The following is a 19,041-nucleotide window of genomic DNA, read 5'->3' as shown; positions in this document are numbered from 1 at the left end:
TTCTAAGGTATTTCTGTATGCAGTTATATTTCACATAGTTACAAAGCTACGACCAGCCAGGCCACTGCTCATCTCGCGGATCACTTCTTCTTTCTTCGAGCCTGCCATTCACCAGGTAAAGCACATTTCGACCAAATATTAAGCCGCTGCCGCGTCTCAGAATGGCTATTTCATCGTCGGAACCTTCAAAACCCCGACGCTGGAGATCCAGTTTTAATCGCCTGCGGGTTCCACCCTCCGTACAGTTATTGACAGAACTCCAAGGGTGTTTAAGGTCAAGGTCAAAACCTGCCTCCGCTGACGCTTCGGCCAACTTCGCGACCTTCTGCCACTTCACCAGGCGCGTACATACTTCAGAATCTGGAATATGGGGTGAATAGATACCCTGAACACGCTGAACATCTTCTGCGTATTCATTACCCTGCTCTGTGATTTCATAGGCCAGACGAACAACCAGATCACGGCGAGCAACAAGCGCACCACCCTGCGCCAGCGTATAAGCAGCCCAGTCCCCCACATCAGCAGCGGCCAGCACAGCATCCATTTTCTTATCGGTAAGTACCTGATCACGCAAGCGGCGTAACTCACGCCAGACCGTGACCGGCGCACCACCAATTTGCTGAAACTGGCGAATCCGCCAGCGGGATGCCCATGCAGATACGGATTTGGCCATATCTCGCAGGTTTTCCCCCGTTTCTTCGTCTTTTTCGCCATCCAGCGCAAAACCATCAATATTTTTGGAAATATATTTAGCGATATAACCGGTGGCAGAACCCTTCGCCGGATCGATAGCCTCAACGTGAAAACGCGCTTTAAGCGCATGTGGTGTCAGTAACTCTTCTGAATCAGCGATACGGGCGTGATAGCAAAGAATGTCTCTAACAGTGCCTACATCCTGCGGACGCATAAAAAGCAACATGTGCCAGTGTGGGGTTCCATCATGATGCGGTTCCACAACCCGGAAGCCGAAAACATGGATACCAGCGCGGGAAATGGCCGCGCGTGCCTTAGCCCATACGCCACATAAATAGCGTTGGGTGTCCTGTGGGGTAGAACCATCCCATTGCGAGACAAAACCACCTTTGCTGTGTACAGCGTGGAAACGTGACGGCGCAGTGATTGTGTAAAACTCTCCAGCTAGTCCTTCTTCATTGGCCATATCTTCAAACCCTCTCATTCTTACCATTAACTCACAGCGACGAATTGCAGGATTGGCAACACTACGGTGCACCATGCTATCCAGTGCAATGCGCAGCCCTTCATCATTCAGCAGGTCGAATTTTTTAAAAAACTCAAGGTTGCGTTTTTTCTGTTCTATCCACTCTCCCAGCGTTTTGCGCGACACATAGGCTGTCGCGGCCTTTTGTACCTGCCCCACCGCTATGGCCAGATGCTCACGCTGCATATCTCGCGCACGCTTCAGCCGTAAAACCCACCATTCAGGTGCTAACAGGCGCAAAATGCCGGATTCCGCCTTACGCATTTCCAGATGACCATTATTCGCATTATGTTCAGCCCAGTAGGGAGGCTGGTTATTCAGCAGCAGCGAGCAGGCGCACAAATGCCGGTAGCTTTCCAGTGTTCTCCGGTGTAACTCCGCATCGTCATTCGTTCCCGTTTGAAACCGATCGGTGAACTCGTAAAGAGATTGAGCAATCCAGCGTGATACCTGCCCGGCCAGCTTTTTGATGTCCGAACGCTCAAGAGACGGCAGGCGACCTAACGCCTTGCCAAATGGAAGATCTGAAATGTCAGACGCTAATTTGTAGCGTGCGGCTACTTTGCGCAGGCGTGGCAATACATTCCCGCCGATAGTTTTACGCAGGAATGTATTGGCACGGCGACGCCCGTCACGGCCAGCCAGTAGCTTTTCGTAACGATTGCCAAAATACCCGGCTAACCAGTCGGGTATTTCACGAAGGTATTGTGATCTAAAGTCGTAATCCTGGGGGTTAACGGCCCACAGGCGGCGCTCTGTTATCGTCGCGTCTGCCGGCGTGCCTGGCGCGAATGTTTCCCGCCTCCAGGCATCAACGGTATAGCATTGTTCGTTTATTGCCAGCGTCATGCGCTGGCCTCAGATGTAGCGGGTGAATGCCATTTAAGAATCAGCTCTGCCGCCGTTTTCTGGCTTGCAGCTGCCGCACCAACACTACGAGGCGCATTAACCTTTACGGCGTTAAACCCTGCGTACAGGTAATGCACCATTTCCAGATCGCTATTTGACGCGACAACCGGAATCCCACGTTCAGCCAGACGGCGCAGCTTACGCGCCAGCCGCCCCTGATCCATGTGCGAAAAGCCACGTTCATGGTAAGCGGTGAAATTGGCGGCATCAGTCAGATAAGGCGGATCACAGTAAACAACGTCATTCCCGTCTCGAACCAAATCGAGCGTTTCTGAATAGTGGGCAGTAATGAACGTTGCGCGTTTCGCTTTTTCAGCAAAGGCGCGGATTTCATCAGCGGGGAAATAAGGCTTTTTGTACTTACCGAACGGGACGTTGAACTGGCCTCGGCGGTTATACCGGCACAGGCCATTGAAGCAGTGGCGATTCAGGTACAGGAAACGCGCAGCATTTTCAACAGATTCAGAACCGGCCTTACCACCAGAAAGATTGAAAGCATCACGCACTGCGTAATAGAAAACGGCACGGCTTTCTTCATCACCTAACGAACTGGCAGTAAACAGGATCTCCAGCTCATTCAGCAGCGTATCAGTGTGATACGCCATCGCCCTATAAAGATTAACCAGATCAGGATTCACATCTGCGATCAGATACTCGTCATAATCCGTATTCATCATGACGGCGCAGGAACCTGCGAACGGTTCAACCAAGCGTTTACCTTCTGGAAGGTGCGGACGCAGCATAGGCATAAGGCGGGCTTTGCTGCCCACCCATTTAAGCGGAGTTTTAACGGCCATATTGACCTCCGCCAGCTAACGCTTCAGTGACACCGTTTGAAATGATGTATTCCAGCACTTCAAGCGGCGACAGTGAACGGATGGACAAAACCGCCCAGTTTTCGGTGGCAGCGATAATTTCATTTACAGGCAAAACATGGGTGATAACCGCCGCCCACTCACGCCCGGTGTATTTCCCGTGCTTCCACTCACACAGTGAAAGAACATCACCGGTTTTGTACCCGCGATCGTTTTTTCGCAGCTCAGCCTTTTTCTGACCAGCCACTACTGCATCAAGATATTTTGGCGCAATTTTTACCGCATGAATTTTTACTGCCATGCTGCACCGCCTTTACCAAAAGTCACAGACTCTTCACGCAGCAATTCAATAATTTCAGCAGCGTTAAGCCCTTCAGTGGCCGCATGAGTGGCCAGCTTATCCAGACGGGTAGAAAACAGCTCGGATGCTGCGGCTTTACCGTCCTGAACGGCAATTTTCAGCATTTCCTGAAAGTTGGTTGCAGGGGCAGAAACAGTTAAATCTCTTCGAATATTGGCCATTTTGGCTTCCTCAAGGCAAAAGAATCCCCGGCCACGTAATACGCGGCCAAAAACTAAGGGTTAATTAGTGAAGTTCGGGTGTGGAAAATGCGGTCTGATTTCGTACCGCTGAATAGTTCGGGGCGGCGACGCGATGAAGCGCGTAGGTTGTGCGCCACCATTCCTGGATCATTGCTTTAACCTCACCAACACCCAGCGCACCGGACGTATAGAACAGAGCACGAATCCCCGCCAGCGCTTCAATCTTGTTACGTTCGCTTTCCGCCTCACGGTATACGCAGCACCAGAAAGCAGCGTTTATCGCCAGCCAGTGGCGCGAGTTAGTCATGTGTTCGGTATCGTTAAAGAAGAACGGATGCAGCGAAATGCGACCAGCTTTATCAATGTTTTTATCAACGAACAGATGCGCGTAGTTCATCGGAATAGCCCACGCCGCAAATTCTTCAGCCAGCAACTGGCTGTTTACTGAAATGATGCCCACTTATTTACCCTCCTGCTGCTCTAACATCCGGCTGACCATTTGAGGCGCAACCACCATTTGCACACCATTGTTACTTCGTATTGGTCTGGCCGTTTTAATTGGCCTGTCGGCTGTGCGGCGTGAGAAATCGGAATCACGCAATGAACCAAAACCGCCAAGCGTCAAACGAGCGCGGGAAATTCCCTGGCGCAACTGGATCATTTCGCGATAATCCAGACGTTCGAATAACTCCCGCCAACAGCACTTACTTAAATGCGCTTTAAATGCGCCCGAACCTGAATTGATAGCGGCAGCATGAAGAACTACCCCGCGCCAGTCTGGTGTTAACTTATCCCACCAATCCGCCGCGTCACTGTGAGTGCTGAAGTGCTTACGGCGTATGCGCTCCAGATTTTTCAACCCGCGCAATTGCTGTTCCTGGCTAATGGCCATAACGCCCCCTCACCAGCCCCATCAGGCGAAACCACCACGGGCGGCGCGGCTGGCAGGCGTTGAATTTATGGCTGTGCGATGGATTCCAGCGCTGGCCGTTCGGCAGCTCAATCCAGCCCGTTGAACCGCTGGCCAGCTGCATTGGCGGTGATGGTTTTTTCAGATAGGTAACAAATGCTTTCATGGTGCTCCCTCAGAAAAGGCCAGTTGTGTTGGTTGCCACGATATCGAACGTGGTAGCCAGCACCGGCACGGAATGGAAACGACTCTCGACGGTATACGCCAGCACCGAAAGGCTGCGGATAGCATCGCGAGCACGATCAAGAATTTGATTTTTGTTTTCAGCGGTCATGGTCTCGCCTGATACCGCTTGCCCAGCAATCGCGCCCACGTGGGCGGTAGCTGTGAGTGCGCAATACTGCATATTCCCGTCAGTGGCGTTATTCACCGGAACGGATGGCAGACAATTAATCTGGCTCAGAAGCCCATCCAGTAAACGCGCATCTTCCGTGTAATCAGTGATAGCCAGCAGCTCATCACAGGTAAGGCGGTGCGGTTGTGCCGGATTCAGCTTATTGCGGAGCATTTGCGGCTTCATTCCCGCAGCAGCTGCCACGTCTTCCAGGTTGTGCGCCAGAGCGAACGCTCGGCAAGCGGCATCAAAATGCGCATGTTTAGAAGTCTGATAATCAAACATTGTTTGCGTTTTCCTAATCCGTAGGATGGATTACGCGTTAAGCGAAATATCACATTCGCTTAATGCCTGAATGGTAAGCGCGGCCATATTGACTTCAACCAGCCCTTTTTTCTGCTTCCCCTTCGGCTTGATAGGTAACTTCCCGTACTCGATCAGGTTTCTGGCTGTTTCTTTGTTAGTACCCGTACGGCGGCAGTACTCGTCTAAAGGCAGGTATGGCTCAGGGATGATGATTGTAATGTTCGGGCGCATAAGGCAAACTCCACAGGTTAACCTGTACGGCAATACAGGGTTATATAAGGCAACATTCAAAACATGGAGCCAGATTAATTCGCGATTCGAGAAGTGTCAATGACAAATTCTCGAATCGAGATTTATGGATTCGCTATGAGCACATTTGAAATCGACCTTAACGTAGATAGCACCCCTATTCTCAACAGGGTTATTGAGGCTTACGGGTTTACGCAAAAGTTACAGCTCGCGGAACATCTTGATATGGCCGCTAGTTCCCTTTCTTCTCGCTATAAGCGCGGGGTTTTTCCAGCCGATATCGTTGTTAAATGCATCGCAGAAACCGGGGTTAACCTGGAATGGCTGGCCACTGGGCGGGGGCGTAAGTTTGATGATGAAGAATTGGATATTCTCAAAGTTCCACGCAGCAAAATTGTTGATGGAAAGTTGTATGACGCTGGCTCATTTCTTCTTGATAAGGTCACGTTCCTACCGGGGAAGCCGCTCCCGTTGAAGCCAATGTGCGTAATAGACGGCCTTATGCAATACATAATTGATCGGTCTTTCTCTGAAGTTTACGACGATGATTGGCTGGTCGAGATCGAGGGGAAAACAAGCGTTAGAACACTAACCCGCATTCCCATAGGGAAGGTTAGAGTTAGCGGCGTTGGTATGGCGTTTGATTGTTCTATTGACGATATAAAAATTTTAGGCCGAGTGACACTAACTATAAAATAAAAGGATTTCATGATGTTAGACTACAAAACAGCTTCTAAAGACCAGTTAAAAGCGGAAATGAAGCGTTTAGCTGCGGTTGTATCTGATACACCTTTTGGAACAAAAAAAGAATTTTTCCACCTCCCTGAAGTACTGAATTCCGGTGAGCAACCACTTGCAATTGCCAGCGGCATGATGGATGGGAACACATGGCTTATAACACTTACCAACCAACGAGTCATATTCTTAGATAAGGGTATGATTTTTGGTGTGAAACAGGTCGATGTTAATCTACATAATATTGTTGGCGTCGGCGGAAAAACGGGCCTGATATTTGGGGAGATCATGATTTCTACCAGCGGTCAGAATTACACCGTGAAAAATGTCATTAAGTCTTCTGTTATCCCCTTTACCAACCTCGTTAATGAAACTCGAAACAGCATTACCAACGCGAAAGTAAGCGTCGAGACTCCCGCGCCTAAAAGTACGGGAAAGCCTTCCTTTGATGACGTAATGGATAAAATCGAACGCCTTGCAGAGATGAAGGAAGAAGGAATCTTAACTGATGAAGAATTTCAGCAACAAAAGCAACGGATTTTAAACGGCTAATCTATGTCCGTAAGAAAACTAACAAATGGCCAGTGGATTGCTGACTTCTACACCGTTGACCGAAGTAATGGGAAGAACGGCAAACGCATCCGCAAAAAATTCTCCACGAAAGGGGAAGCGCTGGCCTATGAGAATTACAAACTCCAGCAAATTGAAATCTCCCCATGGCTTGGTGAAGGCAAAGACAGTAGAACTTTGCTGGATCTGATTAAAATGTGGTATGAGCGGCATGGTGTTGCTTTGCGTAATGGAGTTAAACGCAAGGATGCAATGACCTGGGCTTCTGAATGTATGGGTTTCCCTCTGGCTACGGAGTTCACAGCGCAACTGTTCACCGCATACCGCGCTAAACGATTAGATGGCCATTTCGCCAGGACTACCCGTGTCAGCCATGTATCACCAAAAACAATGAACCTTGAACATGCGTACTTTTTGGCCATGTTCAACGAGCTTAAGCGAATTGGTGAATGGTCACCACCTAATCCGCTGGAAAATGTCAGGCAATATCGCACTGACGAAACAGAAATGGCCTTTCTCTCTGCTGAAGAGATTGATCGTTTACTAACCGAATGCCGCCGCAGCAGAGTGAAGTATTTAGAACTCGTTGTAAAAATATGTCTGGCCACAGGGGCAAGGTGGAGCGAAGCCGCAACCCTCAGACGCTCCCAAATAGCAGCCGGGAAAGTTACTTTTGTTAAGACCAAAGGAAAGAAAAACCGAACAATCCCCCTTGATGCAGAGCTATTGGCAGAAATTCCCGAAAAAAGCGGATCACTATTCCCAGACTCATGCTACAACGCCTTTCGTTCTGCATTAGAAAGGGCACAGATTGAATTACCTGCCGGGCAACTTACCCACGTTTTACGCCATACGTTTGCCAGCCATTTTATGATGAACGGCGGCAACATCCTCGTACTACAAAAAATCCTTGGTCATGCTGACATAACGATGACTATGCGTTACGCCCATTTTGCGCCTAACCACCTTGAAGAAGCGGCTCGCCTCAACCCTCTGAAATGTCGCAAAAATGTCGCTACAACTTAGAAATACTGACTAATACTGCCGATTACTTACATCTCTAACCCATTGATAACCTTATAAGTCACTGATTTTTGAACATAGTTGATGCTTTAAAATATAGCCTGTGCTATATCTGTATGTAATGCAATCACTCATCACGGAACGACGAGCGCAAAAGCAGGAGGTTACCATGAACGAATTCAAGAGGTGTTTACGCGTGTTTAGTCACTCTCCTTTCAAAGTCCGCTTAATGCTGGTTAACATGCTGTGCGACATGATCAACAGCAAACCCCAGCAGGACAACAAACCTAACTAACGCGGCGTCGCGGTACGCCGCTTCATTTTTTTGTCATTTTTCTCTGGCAGATTTCCCTGTCATGCTCAAAAACCCCACATTTATTCCGCTTTTGTAAGCGCCTTCGCAAAACATTTTGTTATGGGTAGTTGACCAAAAACAGCGCGCGCTTTATCTTCGTGCGGCCCTGCACTTTTGCGGCTCGCAGATGCGGAGCTCCCCCTTCTCTTTACGCAATAATGTCCGGCAAAAAGCCCCTTGACGCCAGGGGACGCACATGGCGTTTTTATAGTTGCGGTTTATGAATGTCACGCTGAAAGAAACTCTCGCCGCCCGTGGAATTACCCTGAGTCCGTGGACGGGCCTCTATTTCCTGCAATCACTGCTGATCAACCTGGCGCTGGGTTACCCCTTCAGCCTGTTGTATGCGGTGGCATTTACCTGCGTGCTCCATTTAGTGTGGCGAGCCGCGCCAACAGTCCAGAAAGTGGTGCTGGGTCTTTATTCACTGGTGGCGGCGCTCTATTTCCCGTTCAGCCAGGCCTACGGTGCGCCGAACTTTAATACCCTGCTGGCGTTGCACTCGACGAACGTCGAAGAATCTACCGAGATGTTTACCATCTTCCCGTGGTACAGCTATCTGGTGGCGTTATTTATATTTGCGCTTGGCGTCATTGCCGTGCGCCGCAAGGCCAGCCCGGTAAAACGCTGGGGTAAAATGGAAACCCTGTGTCTGATATTCAGCGTCGGCACCTTCTTCGTGCAGCCGATTCAAAACCTGGCATGGGGCGGCGTTTTTAAATTCAAAGATACCGGCTACCCGGCATTTCGCTTCGTGAAGGATGTCATCGTTAACAACAATGAGGTGATTGACGAGCAGCAGCGCATGGCGCAGTTCGCGCAAATGAAGGATACCTGGACGGTGACCGCCGTGAAGCCGAAATATCACACCTATGTCGTGGTGATTGGCGAGAGCGCGCGTCGCGATGCGCTCGGCGCGTTTGGCGGCCACTGGGACAACACACCGTTTGCCAGCTCGGTAAATGGCTATCTGTTTAGCGATTACATTGCCGCCAGCGGTTCCACGCAGAAATCCCTGGGACTGACCCTTAACCGCGTGGTCGATGGCAAACCACAGTATCAGGATAACTTTGTTACTCTCGCTAACCGCGCAGGTTTCCAGACCTGGTGGTTCTCCAACCAGGGGCAAATCGGCGAGTATGACACGGCCATCGCCAGCATCGCGAAACGCGCAGATGAAGTGCAGTTCCTCAAAAGCGGCGATTTTGAAGCCGATAAGAATACGCAGGACACCGCGCTGTTGAAGATGACCGCACAGGTCTTCGCGTCACAGCGTACTCAACCGCAGCTTATCGTGCTGCATCTGATGGGTTCTCACCCACAGGCCTGCGACCGCACGCACGGCAAGTATGATGTGTTTGTGCAATCGAAAGAGACGTCCTGCTATCTCTACACCATGACGCAAACCGACGATTTGCTGCGCCAGCTGTACGATCAGCTACGCAACAGCGGCGACAGCTTCTCGCTGGTGTACTTCTCCGATCACGGGCTGGCGTTTAAGGAGCGCGGAAAAGAGGTGCAGTACCTGGCGCACGACGATAAATTCCAGCAGAATTTCCAGGTGCCCTTTATGGTGCTGTCGAGTGATGACAAAGCGCATAAAGTGATTAAAGCGCGTCGTTCAGCGAATGATTTCCTTGGGTTCTTCGCTCAGTGGACAGGCATCAAAGCGAAAGAAATTAGCCAGCGCTATCGTTTTATCTCTGAACAGAAAGCCGGGCCGGTGTACATCACCAACTTCCAGTTGCAGAAGGTGGATTACAACCATCTGGGGACGGACCTGTTTACCACAAAGAGCCGTTAACACATGCCGGATGGCGCTTCGCTGATCAGGCCTACGAATCGATGCAGCTGTAGGCCGGGCAAGCGCAGCGCCCCCGGCAAAATGCAGGCAAAAAAAATCCGCCACAAGGGCGGATTTTTCATATCACCGAAGTGATTAGAAGCGGTAACCAACACCGGCAATCCAGGTGCCGACGTCAACGCTACGAATACGAGACTGCTCGTAAGAGAAGTCCAGAGCAACGTTTTCGATCGGGTTGAACTGCAGGCCCGCACCGTAAGAGAAGCCGTAATCGCTGGTGTCGTGTTTGTTCGGCAGATCAGCAGTCTGGAATTTACCGTAACCAACACCTACTACGCCGTAGATGCTTGCCCAGTCGTTCAGACGGTAAGCAGGACCTGCTGTGATGCCGTAGTACTGTGATTTATGGTAGTTGTTGTCGCTGGAGCTACGGTCTTTTTCGGTGTAAGTAAAGGAACCGATAACGCCCAGCGGTTGGTCGTCCATTTCATAGCGGTATTTCAGGTTGAAACCGTTAGCTTTGTTAGCAACGCCCTGCATATCGCTCTGAGCGTAACCGCCAGTAACGGTAGAAGTTGCAGCTACTGCGGTACCTGCGGATACAGCCAGAACAGCGGCCAGTGCTGAAAGACATGCAATTTTTTTCATAACCACCTCAAATGTGCTTCAAGTAAATCCGTAAGTTTTAAATATATCAAAAATTGTTAGGAAACTCTTTCGAACTTGTGATGTCTAACCCTGTCTTTGATGTAACCAAAAATTTCCAGGCAGAGTTATCTCATTCAAACATCACAGGTTTTCCCGAAATACCAGACTAGTATCACACAGTGATTTCATCACATTATTCCAGATAATTCCTAGTTTGACAGATTAATAATCCATCGACTAAGGACATTCTAACGGGTCGTGGGCAGATTTTTTTCAACAATTCCTCAACCGTAGCCTGGTATTTCATTTACACTGCTTTTTTTACTCCGTTTGACACAAATTGACAGGAAAAAGATGTCTGGCTTGCTCCGTAAATCTCCCGCATGGATGCCCGTATTTGTTCTCATCGTGTCGATGCTCTCTATCCAGAGCGGCGCCTCACTCGCGAAGTCGCTGTTTCCGTTAATTGGCGCTCCGGGTGTCACTGCCCTGCGTCTGGCACTTGGCACGCTGATTCTGGTTATCGTCTTTAAGCCGTGGAGACTGCGTTTTGCTAAAGAGCAGCGTCTTCCCCTGCTTTTCTACGGGCTGTCGCTGGGCGCGATGAACTATATGTTCTACCTCTCTATTCAGCGCATTCCGCTGGGGATCGCCGTTGCACTGGAATTTACTGGCCCACTTGCGGTCGCGCTGTTCGCCTCCCGTCGTCCGGTCGATTTTATCTGGGTTATCCTCGCGGTGCTTGGGCTCTGGTTCCTGCTGCCGCTGGGGCAGGATGTCGCCCACGTTGATCTTACTGGCGCACTGCTGGCGCTTGGCGCTGGTGCAGGCTGGGCTATCTATATTCTCAGCGGTCAACGCGCAGGCGCAGAACATGGCCCGGCGACTGTCGCGATGGGCTCCTTAATCGCCGCCATGATCTTCGTGCCGCTGGGCGTGCTGCAATCTGTCGATGTCACCTGGCACTGGTCGATTCTACCGGTCGGCCTGGCCATCGCGGTACTTTCCACAGCCCTGCCCTATTCACTGGAGATGCTCGCCCTGACGCGCCTGCCCACCCGCACCTTTGGTACGCTGATGAGCCTCGAACCGGGTCTCGCCGCCATTTCAGGGATGATTTTCCTCGGGGAAACGCTGACGGGCACGCAAACTCTGGCGCTGGCGGCCATTATTGCCGCATCGATGGGGTCAACCCTCACCATGCGTCGCGAAACAAAAATCCAGAAAGTTGATGTGAGTTAAAGCTTAATGTCGCTATTAGACCGATAGGCAGAGTCAGAATTTTCTATCCCAAACTCGGTGCTATACTTATTGCCAGTTAATACTGGAACACAAAACATCAAGAGGATATGAGATTATGAGTACCGCTAAACTGGTCAAATCAAAAGCATCTAATCTGCTTTATACCCGCAACGATGTCGCTGACAGCGAGAAAAAAGCCACTGTCGAGTTGCTGAATCGCCAGGTGATCCAGTTCATTGACCTGTCTCTGATTACCAAACAGGCCCACTGGAATATGCGCGGAGCTAACTTTATTGCCGTTCATGAAATGTTGGATGGCTTCAGGACTGCGCTTACCGATCATCTGGATACCATGGCTGAACGTGCAGTACAGCTGGGCGGCGTGGCGCTGGGCACCACCCAGGTCATCAACAGCAAAACTCCGCTGAAAAGCTACCCGCTCGACATCCACAGCGTTCAGGACCATCTGAAAGAGCTGGCTGACCGTTATGCCATCGTTGCTAACGACGTGCGTAAAGCGATTGAAGAAGCGAAAGACGAAGATACTGCGGATATCCTGACCGCTGCTTCCCGTGACCTGGATAAATTCCTGTGGTTCATCGAAGCTAACATCGAATAACCATAGGTTATCCTTATGACCCTCTCATCACCCCGATGAGAGGGTTTGCACCATCCAGGTGCACCCTTCTGTTAAAAACCCTCGCTCAAGTAAACCATTTGTAATAATCACCTCACACAATCGTTAATAAAAGATTGTTTTATCACCACCACTTGCGTTAAAAAACAGCATGAATCGCAAAATCGTCATGCTGCACCATAGAAAGGCCCCATTATGGTGCGTTGTCATCTGGCGAACGCCGAAATCGTGCATCACGCGTTTTCTCTTTTGTTGCAAAACAATAAGTTAAAAAGTTGGCATGATTTTTTCATAGCTCGTACGTTCTCGCAGGGGATTGCCCCGTGGATATAAAAGGAAATGTTATGAAGTCTCTGTTTAAAGTTTCCCTGGCTGCACTTACCCTGGCATTTGCCGTTTCTTCTCAAGCTGCTGAGAAAAAACTGGTTGTGGCAACCGATACGGCGTTCGTTCCGTTTGAGTTCAAGCAAGGTGATAAATACGTGGGGTTCGACGTTGACCTGTGGGCCGCTGTCGCTAAAGAGTTGAAACTGGACTACACCCTGAAACCAATGGATTTCAGCGGCATCATCCCGGCACTGCAAACCAAAAACGTTGACCTGGCGCTGGCCGGTATCACCATCACGGAAGAGCGCAAAAAAGCGGTCGATTTCTCTGACGGTTACTACAAAAGCGGCCTGCTGGTGATGGTAAAAGCCAACAACAACGACGTGAAAAGCGTGAAAGATCTGGACGGCAAAGTGGTTGCTGTGAAGAGCGGCACGGGCTCCGTGGATTACGCGAAAGCCAATATCAAAACCAAAGATCTGCGTCAGTTCCCGAACATTGATAACGCATACATGGAACTCGGCACTAACCGTGCTGACGCCGTACTGCACGATACCCCTAACATTCTCTATTTCATCAAAACCGCAGGCAATGGCCAGTTCAAAGCGGTAGGCGATTCACTGGAAGCACAGGATTACGGCATTGCGTTCTCCAAAGGCAACGACGAGCTGCGTGAAAAAGTGAACGGCGCGCTGAAAACCCTGCGCGAAAACGGCACCTATAACGAAATCTACAAAAAATGGTTCGGTACTGAGCCTAAATAAGATTGACTGAGATTACCGTGCCCGGTTGCGCACTGCGCGCCGGGCACGTTTTTTAGCACACCCTTTTAGTGGGCTATTGTTCTTCCACCACGGTAACAGGAACACATTATGCAGTTTGACTGGAGCGTCATCTGGCCGGCCATTCCAATTTTGCTGGATGGCGCCAAAATGACTCTGTGGATTTCGATCCTTGGGCTCGCCGGGGGTATTGTTATCGGTCTGTTGGCCGGTTTAGCACGTACCTATGGCGGCTGGATTTCGAACCACATTGCCCTGATTTTCATCGAAGTGATTCGCGGCACGCCAATTGTCGTTCAGGTGATGTATATCTACTTCGCCCTGCCGATGGCCTTCCCGGACATTCGTATCGATACCTTCTCCGCCGCCGTGATCACTATCATGATCAACTCTGGCGCCTATATCGCGGAAATTACCCGTGGTTCTGTGTTATCGATTCACAAGGGCTTCAGCGAAGCCGGGCTTGCGCTTGGGCTCTCTCGTCGCGAAACCATTCGCCATGTGATCATGCCGCTGGCGGTTCGTCGTATGCTGCCTGCACTGGGTAACCAGCTGATTATCAGCATCAAAGACACCTCGTTGTTCATTGTGATCGGCGCCGCCGAATTGACTCGCAGCGGTCAGGAAATTATCGCCGGTAATTTCCGCGCGCTGGAAATCTGGACCGCCGTCGGTGTGATTTACCTGATCATTACTCAGGTGCTGAACATCGTGCTTCGCATTCTTGAAAGAAGGATGAAAATCCTGTGATTGAATTTAAAAACGTTTCCAAGCACTTCGGACAGACCCAGGTGCTGCACAATATCGACCTCAACGTGAAACAGGGCGAAGTGGTGGTGATTATCGGGCCTTCCGGTTCGGGTAAATCCACGCTGCTGCGCTGCATTAATAAGCTCGAAGAGATCACCAGCGGCGATCTGATTGTCGATGGACTGAAGGTTAACGATCCGAAAGTGGATGAGCGCCTGATTCGTCAGGAAGCCGGGATGGTGTTCCAGCAGTTCTATCTCTTCCCGCACCTGACGGCGCTGGAAAATGTGATGTTCGGTCCGCTGCGCGTGCGTGGCGCGCAAAAAGCTGATGCGGAAAAACTGGCGAAAGAGCTGCTGGCGAAAGTGGGCCTGGCGGAACGCGCGCATCATTATCCGTCTGAACTCTCCGGCGGCCAGCAGCAGCGCGTGGCGATTGCCCGTGCGCTGGCGGTGAAACCGAAGATGATGCTGTTTGATGAGCCCACTTCTGCCCTCGATCCGGAACTGCGCCATGAAGTGCTAAAAGTGATGCAGGATCTGGCGGAAGAAGGCATGACGATGGTTATCGTAACCCACGAAATCGGCTTTGCCGAGAAAGTGGCATCGCGATTGATCTTTATCGATAAAGGCCGTATTGCCGAAGATGGCGACCCGCAGGTGCTGGTAAAAAACCCGCCGAGCCAGCGCTTGCAGGAGTTCTTGCAGCACGTATCGTAATTTTCCCCCTCACCCTGGCCCTCTCCCTCAAGGGAGAGGGAACTGACCGAGCAAGCGGTGAGGCCGGTGCGATTTTTCGCCCTCTCCCCGTGGGAGAGGGTCGGGGTGAGGGCAACAACGCGCACCGTCTTACATTCCACACCAGTATTCTCCCAAAATCCCTCCCCCTTCCCCTCGTAAACTATACTTATCCCTTTGTGAGTGTTGCTTTCGGAGGGACTCGTGCCATACATCCTGCTGTTTTTGCTCGCCCTTTTCAGTTCGCCGCTGCAAGCGGTGACTATCCCCGGCGTTACGTCAACCACCAGCGAAACCGCCGCCAGCGAGCCCGATGCCGCGCAGAAAAAAGCGGCCTATTCGGCACTTGCCGATGTGCTGGAAAACGACGCGTCGCGCAAAGAGCTGATTGAACAGCTACGCCACGCTGCCGCCACGCCCCCTCCGGAAGCCGCGCCGACCCTGACGCCACCGGATGTGAAAGAGGAAAAAACGGTTCTGGAGAACGTGACGGATGTGACGCGTCACTACGGCGGCGAATTCTCTACCCGTTTCGCCCAGCTGTGGCGCAACATCTCTACCGCGCCGCATAAACCGTTTCACACGGCGACCTTCTTCAATGCGGTGACCCATTTTCTGATGCTGGCGGCGCTGGTCTTTGCTTTTTATGGCCTGGTGCGCCTTTGCGCCCTGCCGCTGTACCGTAAGATGGGACGCTGGGGACGGCACAAGAACCGCGACCGCAGCAACTGGTTGCAGCTTCCGGCGATGATCACTGGCGCGTTGATTATCGATTTACTGCTATTGGCGCTGACGCTGTTTATCGGCCAGCTACTGAGCGACCATTTAAATGGCGGAAACAGCACCATCGCCTTCCAGCAAAGTCTGTTCCTCAATGCTTTTGCACTGATTGAGTTTTTCAAAGCCTTGCTGCGCCTGATCTTCTGCCCGCGGGTACCGGATCTTCGCCCCTTTGCCATCAGTGACCAAACCGCGCATTACTGGAACTTACGCCTTAGCGCGCTGAGCAGTTTAATTGGTTACGGCCTGGTGGTCGCCGTACCGATTATCTCTAATCAAGTCAACGTACAGGCGGGCGCGATGGCGAACGTGGTGATTATGCTGTCTATTACGCTGTGGGCGTTGTATCTGATTTTTCATAACAAAAAATCGATTACCGACGGCTTACTACAAGTTGCCGACCGCTCACTGGCATTTTTCAGCCTGTTCATCCGCGCATTTGCGCTGGTGTGGCACTGGCTGGCGAGCGCTTACTTCATTGTGCTGTTCTTCTTTTCCCTGTTCGATCCGGGCAACAGCCTGAAATTTATGATGGGCGCGTCAGTGAAAAGCCTGGCGATTATGGGCATCGCCGCGTTTATTTCCGGCATCCTGTCACGCTGGATAGCCAAAACCATCACTCTTTCACCGGAGACACAGCGTAATTATCCGGAACTGCAAAAACGGCTTAACGGCTGGTTATCGGGCGCACTGAAAACCGCGCGCACGCTGGTTGTCTGTGTGGCGATTATGCTGCTTCTCAGCGCCTGGGGACTGTTCGATTTCTGGAGCTGGCTGCATCAGGGAGCAGGTGAGAAAACGGTGGATGTACTGATCCGCATCGCCCTAATTCTCTTCTTCTCCGCTGTCGGCTGGACGGTGCTTGCCAGCCTGATTGAGAACCGACTGGCCTCGGATATTCATGGCCGACCGCTGCCCAGCGCACGCACACGTACGCTTCTGACGCTGTTCCGTAACGCGCTGGCGGTGGTGATCAGCACCATCACGGTGATGATTCTGCTCTCTGAGATAGGCGTTAACATCGCACCGCTATTGGCCGGTGCCGGGGCGCTGGGGCTGGCTATTTCGTTCGGTGCGCAAACCCTGGTGAAGGATATTATTACCGGGGTGTTTATTCAGTTTGAGAATGGCATGAATACCGGTGATCTGGTCACCATCGGGCCGCTGACGGGCACAGTGGAACGCATGTCGATTCGTTCGGTGGGCGTGCGTCAGGATACCGGGGCGTATCATATCATTCCGTGGTCATCGATAACCACTTTCGCCAACTTTGTGCGAGGCATTGGCTCCGTGGTGGCGAACTACGATGTTGACCGTCATGAAGAAACTGAAAAAGCCAATCAGGCCCTGAAGGATGCGGTGGATGAATTAATGCAGATGGAGGATATTCGCGGCCTGATTATTGGCGAACCGTCGTTTGCCGGCATTGTCGGGCTCACCAATACTGCCTTTACGCTGCGCGTCACCTTTACCACGCTGCCGTTAAAACAGTGGTCGGTGCGCTTCGCGCTGGACAGCATGGTGAAAAAACACTTTGATCTCGCGGGCGTACGCCCGCCGGTACAGACCTATCAGGTGCTACCCGCGCCCGGGAACATTACCCCGCCGGACACGGGGCTGCCGCCAGCGGAACCGACGCTCTAGCGTTTACGCGTCAGGAAGCGACGGCGCTGTTCGTCGTTCATAAAGGTCCAGGCAATGAAGCGGCTCTGCTTCTGCCCCTGGGCCATCTCTTTTTTCACCACTTTCACCGCGCCGACATCCGTCAATGCGCGGTACAGCGGGGGCAGATTTTCGCCTTTCGACACCAGCGAGGTAAACCACATCACCTGGCGCGCGTAGTCGCGGCTTTCGGCAATCATCTTCTTGATAAACGCCACTTCGCCGCCTTCACACCAAAGCTCTTGCTGCTGACCGCCAAAGTTCAGCGCATCGTTACGATCCTGGCCGAGATTACGGCGCTTACGCTCACCACCGGCGCGCGCTGCTGCGGCGGAGTCATGGAATGGCGGGTTGCACAGCGTGGCATCGTACTGCTCATTCTTATGGATAATGCCGTTGAACATGGATTCATTATCTTTCTGACGACGCAGGCGGATCATGCGGGTCAGCGACGGGTTGGCGCTGACAATCGCCTGCGCACTGGCAAATGCCTGGGGATGCGTTTCACTGCCGGTAAAGCGCCAGCGGTACTCATGCGCGCCAATCAGCGGATAAATACAGTTTGCGCCCACACCGATATCCAGCACATTCGCGCCCTGCACCACGTTACCGCTCTCATCGGTCAGCAGATCGGCCAGATGGTGGATGTAATCCGCTCGCCCCGGAACCGGCGGGCACAGGAAACCGTCAGGAATATCCCACGAACTGACGCCATAAAAATGCGCCAGCAGCGCTTTATTCAGGGTCTTCACCGCCTGCGGATCGGCAAAGTTAATGGTCTGCTCACCAGCCGGATTCAGGGTGATAAATTCACGCAGTTCCGGGCACGATTGGCACAGTGCGGTAAGGTCGTAGCGATTATGGTGACGGTTACGCGGGTGTAGACCCGGTTTTTGGGCATTCATGACTTTCTCCTGTCTTAAGCGGCGTAAGATACCCGTTGACGGCGGCGCGGTAAATAAGGGAGTCTGGAATACCTTTGCAAATAACAGGTACGCTATGTATTTCTATGAACCCTCACAGGGACACGGGCTGCCGCATGACCCGCTCAACGCCATCGTCGGGCCGCGCCCAATCGGCTGGATATCCTCGCAGGATGCGCAGGGAAAACGTAATCTCGCGCCCTACAGCTTCTTCAACTGCTTTAATTATCGTCCGCCGATTATCGGCTTCGCCAGCAGCGGCTGGAAAGATAGCGTGCAGAATATCATGGAAACTAAACAGTTCGTCTGGAACCTGACCACGCAGGATCTTGCCGTCGCTATGAACGAGACCTCTGCCACGTTACCGCACGGGGAAGATGAATTTATTCGCGCGGGCTTAACCGCCGCGCCGAGTCGTCTCGTGAGTGCTCCGCGAGTCGCAGAAAGCCCGGTGAATTTCGAGTGTCGATTATCACAATGTATCCAGCTTACAGCAGCGGACGGTGCAGCCATTGATACCTGGCTGGTGCTGGGTGAAGTTGTTGGTATTCATATTGATGAATCCCTGCTTGAAGAAGGCATCTATCAAACCGCTCGCGCAAAACCGGTGCTGCGAGCCGGTGGGCCCTCCGCCTACTACACCATTGATGAAGCGCACCGCTTCGATCTCATCCGCCCGGACGCACGCCGATAGCTTTAAAATCAGCTACTTGTATGTGGC

At 51.7% G+C, this 19,041-nt stretch carries 23 protein-coding genes; 12 read left to right on the top strand and 11 right to left on the bottom strand.

Going from position 1 to position 19,041, the window contains the following annotated elements; all coding sequences use genetic code 11:
- Positions 1 to 46: 46 nt before the first annotated feature.
- The 9 genes from F0Q32_RS20335 to F0Q32_RS20295 form a co-directional block, all read right to left on the bottom strand.
- Positions 47 to 2,068, bottom strand: a complete 2,022-nt coding sequence (locus F0Q32_RS20335) for a replication endonuclease (protein WP_149464519.1) — start codon at positions 2,066 to 2,068, stop codon at positions 47 to 49.
- Positions 2,065 to 2,925 carry a Dam family site-specific DNA-(adenine-N6)-methyltransferase gene (locus tag F0Q32_RS20330; RefSeq protein WP_149464518.1) on the bottom strand — a complete coding sequence of 287 codons (861 nt, stop codon included), beginning with the start codon at positions 2,923 to 2,925 and terminating at the stop codon, positions 2,065 to 2,067. The genes F0Q32_RS20335 and F0Q32_RS20330 overlap by 4 nt, the downstream gene beginning before the upstream one ends.
- Positions 2,915 to 3,244: a DUF3850 domain-containing protein gene (locus F0Q32_RS20325; protein ID WP_149464517.1), complete on the bottom strand. Its 330-nt coding sequence runs from the start codon at positions 3,242 to 3,244 to the stop codon at positions 2,915 to 2,917. The genes F0Q32_RS20330 and F0Q32_RS20325 overlap by 11 nt, the downstream gene beginning before the upstream one ends.
- Positions 3,235 to 3,465: a DUF2732 family protein gene (locus F0Q32_RS20320; protein WP_149464516.1), complete on the bottom strand. Its 231-nt coding sequence runs from the start codon at positions 3,463 to 3,465 to the stop codon at positions 3,235 to 3,237. Before F0Q32_RS20320 ends, F0Q32_RS20325 begins: the two co-directional genes overlap by 10 nt.
- Before the next feature lie 64 nt (positions 3,466 to 3,529).
- A complete protein-coding gene (locus F0Q32_RS20315) occupies positions 3,530 to 3,946 on the bottom strand; it encodes a hypothetical protein (RefSeq protein WP_149464515.1) in 417 nt (138 codons plus the stop codon).
- Complete coding sequence (locus tag F0Q32_RS20310; protein WP_149464514.1) at positions 3,947 to 4,378, bottom strand: hypothetical protein; 432 nt, start codon at positions 4,376 to 4,378, stop codon at positions 3,947 to 3,949.
- Positions 4,368 to 4,562: a phage filamentation protein Fil family protein gene (locus F0Q32_RS20305; protein WP_149464513.1), complete on the bottom strand. Its 195-nt coding sequence runs from the start codon at positions 4,560 to 4,562 to the stop codon at positions 4,368 to 4,370. The genes F0Q32_RS20310 and F0Q32_RS20305 overlap by 11 nt, the downstream gene beginning before the upstream one ends.
- Positions 4,563 to 4,571: 9 nt before the next feature.
- Positions 4,572 to 5,075 (bottom strand): phage regulatory CII family protein, encoded by a 504-nt coding sequence (locus F0Q32_RS20300; protein ID WP_149464512.1) that lies wholly within the window; start codon positions 5,073 to 5,075, stop codon positions 4,572 to 4,574.
- A gap of 30 nt (positions 5,076 to 5,105) precedes the next feature.
- The gene (locus tag F0Q32_RS20295) at positions 5,106 to 5,327 is read right to left on the bottom strand and encodes a hypothetical protein (protein ID WP_001247709.1); all 222 of its coding nucleotides are present in this window, start codon (positions 5,325 to 5,327) and stop codon (positions 5,106 to 5,108) included.
- A gap of 135 nt (positions 5,328 to 5,462) precedes the next feature.
- On the opposite strand from F0Q32_RS20295, the gene F0Q32_RS20290 reads away from it, so the two are divergent.
- The 5 genes from F0Q32_RS20290 (at position 5,463) to F0Q32_RS20270 (ending at position 9,832) form a co-directional block, all read left to right on the top strand.
- Positions 5,463 to 6,044 carry a phage repressor protein CI gene (locus F0Q32_RS20290; RefSeq protein ID WP_149464511.1) on the top strand — a complete coding sequence of 194 codons (582 nt, stop codon included), beginning with the start codon at positions 5,463 to 5,465 and terminating at the stop codon, positions 6,042 to 6,044.
- A gap of 12 nt (positions 6,045 to 6,056) precedes the next feature.
- Entirely contained in the window at positions 6,057 to 6,632 is a 576-nt protein-coding gene (locus tag F0Q32_RS20285) for a PH domain-containing protein (protein ID WP_149464562.1), read from the top strand.
- 3 nt (positions 6,633 to 6,635) lie between these two features.
- On the top strand, positions 6,636 to 7,676 hold the full coding sequence (locus tag F0Q32_RS20280; RefSeq protein ID WP_149464510.1) for a tyrosine-type recombinase/integrase: 1,041 nt from the start codon (positions 6,636 to 6,638) through the stop codon (positions 7,674 to 7,676).
- Between the two features lie 166 nt (positions 7,677 to 7,842).
- On the top strand, positions 7,843 to 7,968 hold the full coding sequence (gene mntS, locus F0Q32_RS20275) for a manganase accumulation protein MntS (protein ID WP_015965200.1): 126 nt from the start codon (positions 7,843 to 7,845) through the stop codon (positions 7,966 to 7,968).
- A gap of 280 nt (positions 7,969 to 8,248) precedes the next feature.
- Positions 8,249 to 9,832 carry a phosphoethanolamine transferase gene (locus F0Q32_RS20270; protein WP_149464509.1) on the top strand — a complete coding sequence of 528 codons (1,584 nt, stop codon included), beginning with the start codon at positions 8,249 to 8,251 and terminating at the stop codon, positions 9,830 to 9,832.
- Between the two features lie 135 nt (positions 9,833 to 9,967).
- Here the strand turns inward: F0Q32_RS20270 and ompX are convergent, their stop codons facing one another.
- A complete protein-coding gene (gene ompX / locus F0Q32_RS20265) occupies positions 9,968 to 10,480 on the bottom strand; it encodes an outer membrane protein OmpX (protein ID WP_015965202.1) in 513 nt (170 codons plus the stop codon).
- A 354-nt stretch (positions 10,481 to 10,834) separates the two neighbouring features.
- Between ompX and rhtA the strand changes: the two genes are divergently transcribed.
- From rhtA to ybiO, 6 genes are all read left to right on the top strand, one after another.
- Positions 10,835 to 11,722, top strand: a complete 888-nt coding sequence (gene rhtA, locus F0Q32_RS20260; protein ID WP_149464508.1) for a threonine/homoserine exporter RhtA — start codon at positions 10,835 to 10,837, stop codon at positions 11,720 to 11,722.
- A 115-nt stretch (positions 11,723 to 11,837) separates the two neighbouring features.
- Positions 11,838 to 12,341 carry a DNA starvation/stationary phase protection protein Dps gene (gene dps, locus F0Q32_RS20255; RefSeq protein WP_149464507.1) on the top strand — a complete coding sequence of 168 codons (504 nt, stop codon included), beginning with the start codon at positions 11,838 to 11,840 and terminating at the stop codon, positions 12,339 to 12,341.
- 362 nt (positions 12,342 to 12,703) lie between these two features.
- Entirely contained in the window at positions 12,704 to 13,450 is a 747-nt protein-coding gene (gene glnH / locus F0Q32_RS20250; RefSeq protein ID WP_015965205.1) for a glutamine ABC transporter substrate-binding protein GlnH, read from the top strand.
- Positions 13,451 to 13,558: 108 nt separating this feature from the next.
- Positions 13,559 to 14,218: a glutamine ABC transporter permease GlnP gene (glnP, locus tag F0Q32_RS20245; RefSeq protein WP_149464506.1), complete on the top strand. Its 660-nt coding sequence runs from the start codon at positions 13,559 to 13,561 to the stop codon at positions 14,216 to 14,218.
- Complete coding sequence (gene glnQ / locus F0Q32_RS20240; protein ID WP_149464505.1) at positions 14,215 to 14,937, top strand: glutamine ABC transporter ATP-binding protein GlnQ; 723 nt, start codon at positions 14,215 to 14,217, stop codon at positions 14,935 to 14,937. Before glnP ends, glnQ begins: the two co-directional genes overlap by 4 nt.
- Before the next feature lie 222 nt (positions 14,938 to 15,159).
- On the top strand, positions 15,160 to 17,379 hold the full coding sequence (gene ybiO, locus F0Q32_RS20235; RefSeq protein WP_149464504.1) for a mechanosensitive channel protein: 2,220 nt from the start codon (positions 15,160 to 15,162) through the stop codon (positions 17,377 to 17,379).
- Here ybiO and rlmF read toward each other — a convergent pair.
- Positions 17,376 to 18,302 carry a 23S rRNA (adenine(1618)-N(6))-methyltransferase RlmF gene (gene rlmF / locus F0Q32_RS20230; protein ID WP_188016891.1) on the bottom strand — a complete coding sequence of 309 codons (927 nt, stop codon included), beginning with the start codon at positions 18,300 to 18,302 and terminating at the stop codon, positions 17,376 to 17,378. The genes ybiO and rlmF overlap by 4 nt on opposite strands.
- A gap of 94 nt (positions 18,303 to 18,396) precedes the next feature.
- Between rlmF and F0Q32_RS20225 the strand changes: the two genes are divergently transcribed.
- Complete coding sequence (locus tag F0Q32_RS20225) at positions 18,397 to 19,014, top strand: flavin reductase family protein (protein WP_149464502.1); 618 nt, start codon at positions 18,397 to 18,399, stop codon at positions 19,012 to 19,014.
- Positions 19,015 to 19,041 lie beyond the last annotated feature (27 nt).

The sequence above is a fragment of the Pseudocitrobacter sp. 73 genome (assembly GCF_008369545.1).
Classification (GTDB): domain Bacteria; phylum Pseudomonadota; class Gammaproteobacteria; order Enterobacterales; family Enterobacteriaceae; genus Pseudocitrobacter; species Pseudocitrobacter vendiensis.
The sequence above is the reverse complement of the archived record's forward strand: the minus strand, read 5'-3'. Positions and strand labels throughout refer to the sequence as shown.

Coding starts and splice junctions, on each gene's coding strand:
- F0Q32_RS20335 (WP_149464519.1), bottom strand. CDS start 2,068: ATGACGCTGGCAATAAACGAACAATGCTATACCGTTGATGCCTGGAGG.
- F0Q32_RS20330 (WP_149464518.1), bottom strand. CDS start 2,925: ATGGCCGTTAAAACTCCGCTTAAATGGGTGGGCAGCAAAGCCCGCCTT.
- F0Q32_RS20325 (WP_149464517.1), bottom strand. CDS start 3,244: ATGGCAGTAAAAATTCATGCGGTAAAAATTGCGCCAAAATATCTTGAT.
- F0Q32_RS20320 (WP_149464516.1), bottom strand. CDS start 3,465: ATGGCCAATATTCGAAGAGATTTAACTGTTTCTGCCCCTGCAACCAAC.
- F0Q32_RS20310 (WP_149464514.1), bottom strand. CDS start 4,378: ATGGCCATTAGCCAGGAACAGCAATTGCGCGGGTTGAAAAATCTGGAG.
- F0Q32_RS20305 (WP_149464513.1), bottom strand. CDS start 4,562: ATGAAAGCATTTGTTACCTATCTGAAAAAACCATCACCGCCAATGCAG.
- F0Q32_RS20300 (WP_149464512.1), bottom strand. CDS start 5,075: ATGTTTGATTATCAGACTTCTAAACATGCGCATTTTGATGCCGCTTGC.
- F0Q32_RS20295 (WP_001247709.1), bottom strand. CDS start 5,327: ATGCGCCCGAACATTACAATCATCATCCCTGAGCCATACCTGCCTTTA.
- F0Q32_RS20290 (WP_149464511.1), top strand. CDS start 5,463: ATGAGCACATTTGAAATCGACCTTAACGTAGATAGCACCCCTATTCTC.
- F0Q32_RS20285 (WP_149464562.1), top strand. CDS start 6,057: ATGTTAGACTACAAAACAGCTTCTAAAGACCAGTTAAAAGCGGAAATG.
- F0Q32_RS20280 (WP_149464510.1), top strand. CDS start 6,636: ATGTCCGTAAGAAAACTAACAAATGGCCAGTGGATTGCTGACTTCTAC.
- mntS (WP_015965200.1), top strand. CDS start 7,843: ATGAACGAATTCAAGAGGTGTTTACGCGTGTTTAGTCACTCTCCTTTC.
- F0Q32_RS20270 (WP_149464509.1), top strand. CDS start 8,249: ATGAATGTCACGCTGAAAGAAACTCTCGCCGCCCGTGGAATTACCCTG.
- ompX (WP_015965202.1), bottom strand. CDS start 10,480: ATGAAAAAAATTGCATGTCTTTCAGCACTGGCCGCTGTTCTGGCTGTA.
- rhtA (WP_149464508.1), top strand. CDS start 10,835: ATGTCTGGCTTGCTCCGTAAATCTCCCGCATGGATGCCCGTATTTGTT.
- dps (WP_149464507.1), top strand. CDS start 11,838: ATGAGTACCGCTAAACTGGTCAAATCAAAAGCATCTAATCTGCTTTAT.
- glnH (WP_015965205.1), top strand. CDS start 12,704: ATGAAGTCTCTGTTTAAAGTTTCCCTGGCTGCACTTACCCTGGCATTT.
- glnP (WP_149464506.1), top strand. CDS start 13,559: ATGCAGTTTGACTGGAGCGTCATCTGGCCGGCCATTCCAATTTTGCTG.
- rlmF (WP_188016891.1), bottom strand. CDS start 18,302: ATGAATGCCCAAAAACCGGGTCTACACCCGCGTAACCGTCACCATAAT.
- F0Q32_RS20225 (WP_149464502.1), top strand. CDS start 18,397: ATGTATTTCTATGAACCCTCACAGGGACACGGGCTGCCGCATGACCCG.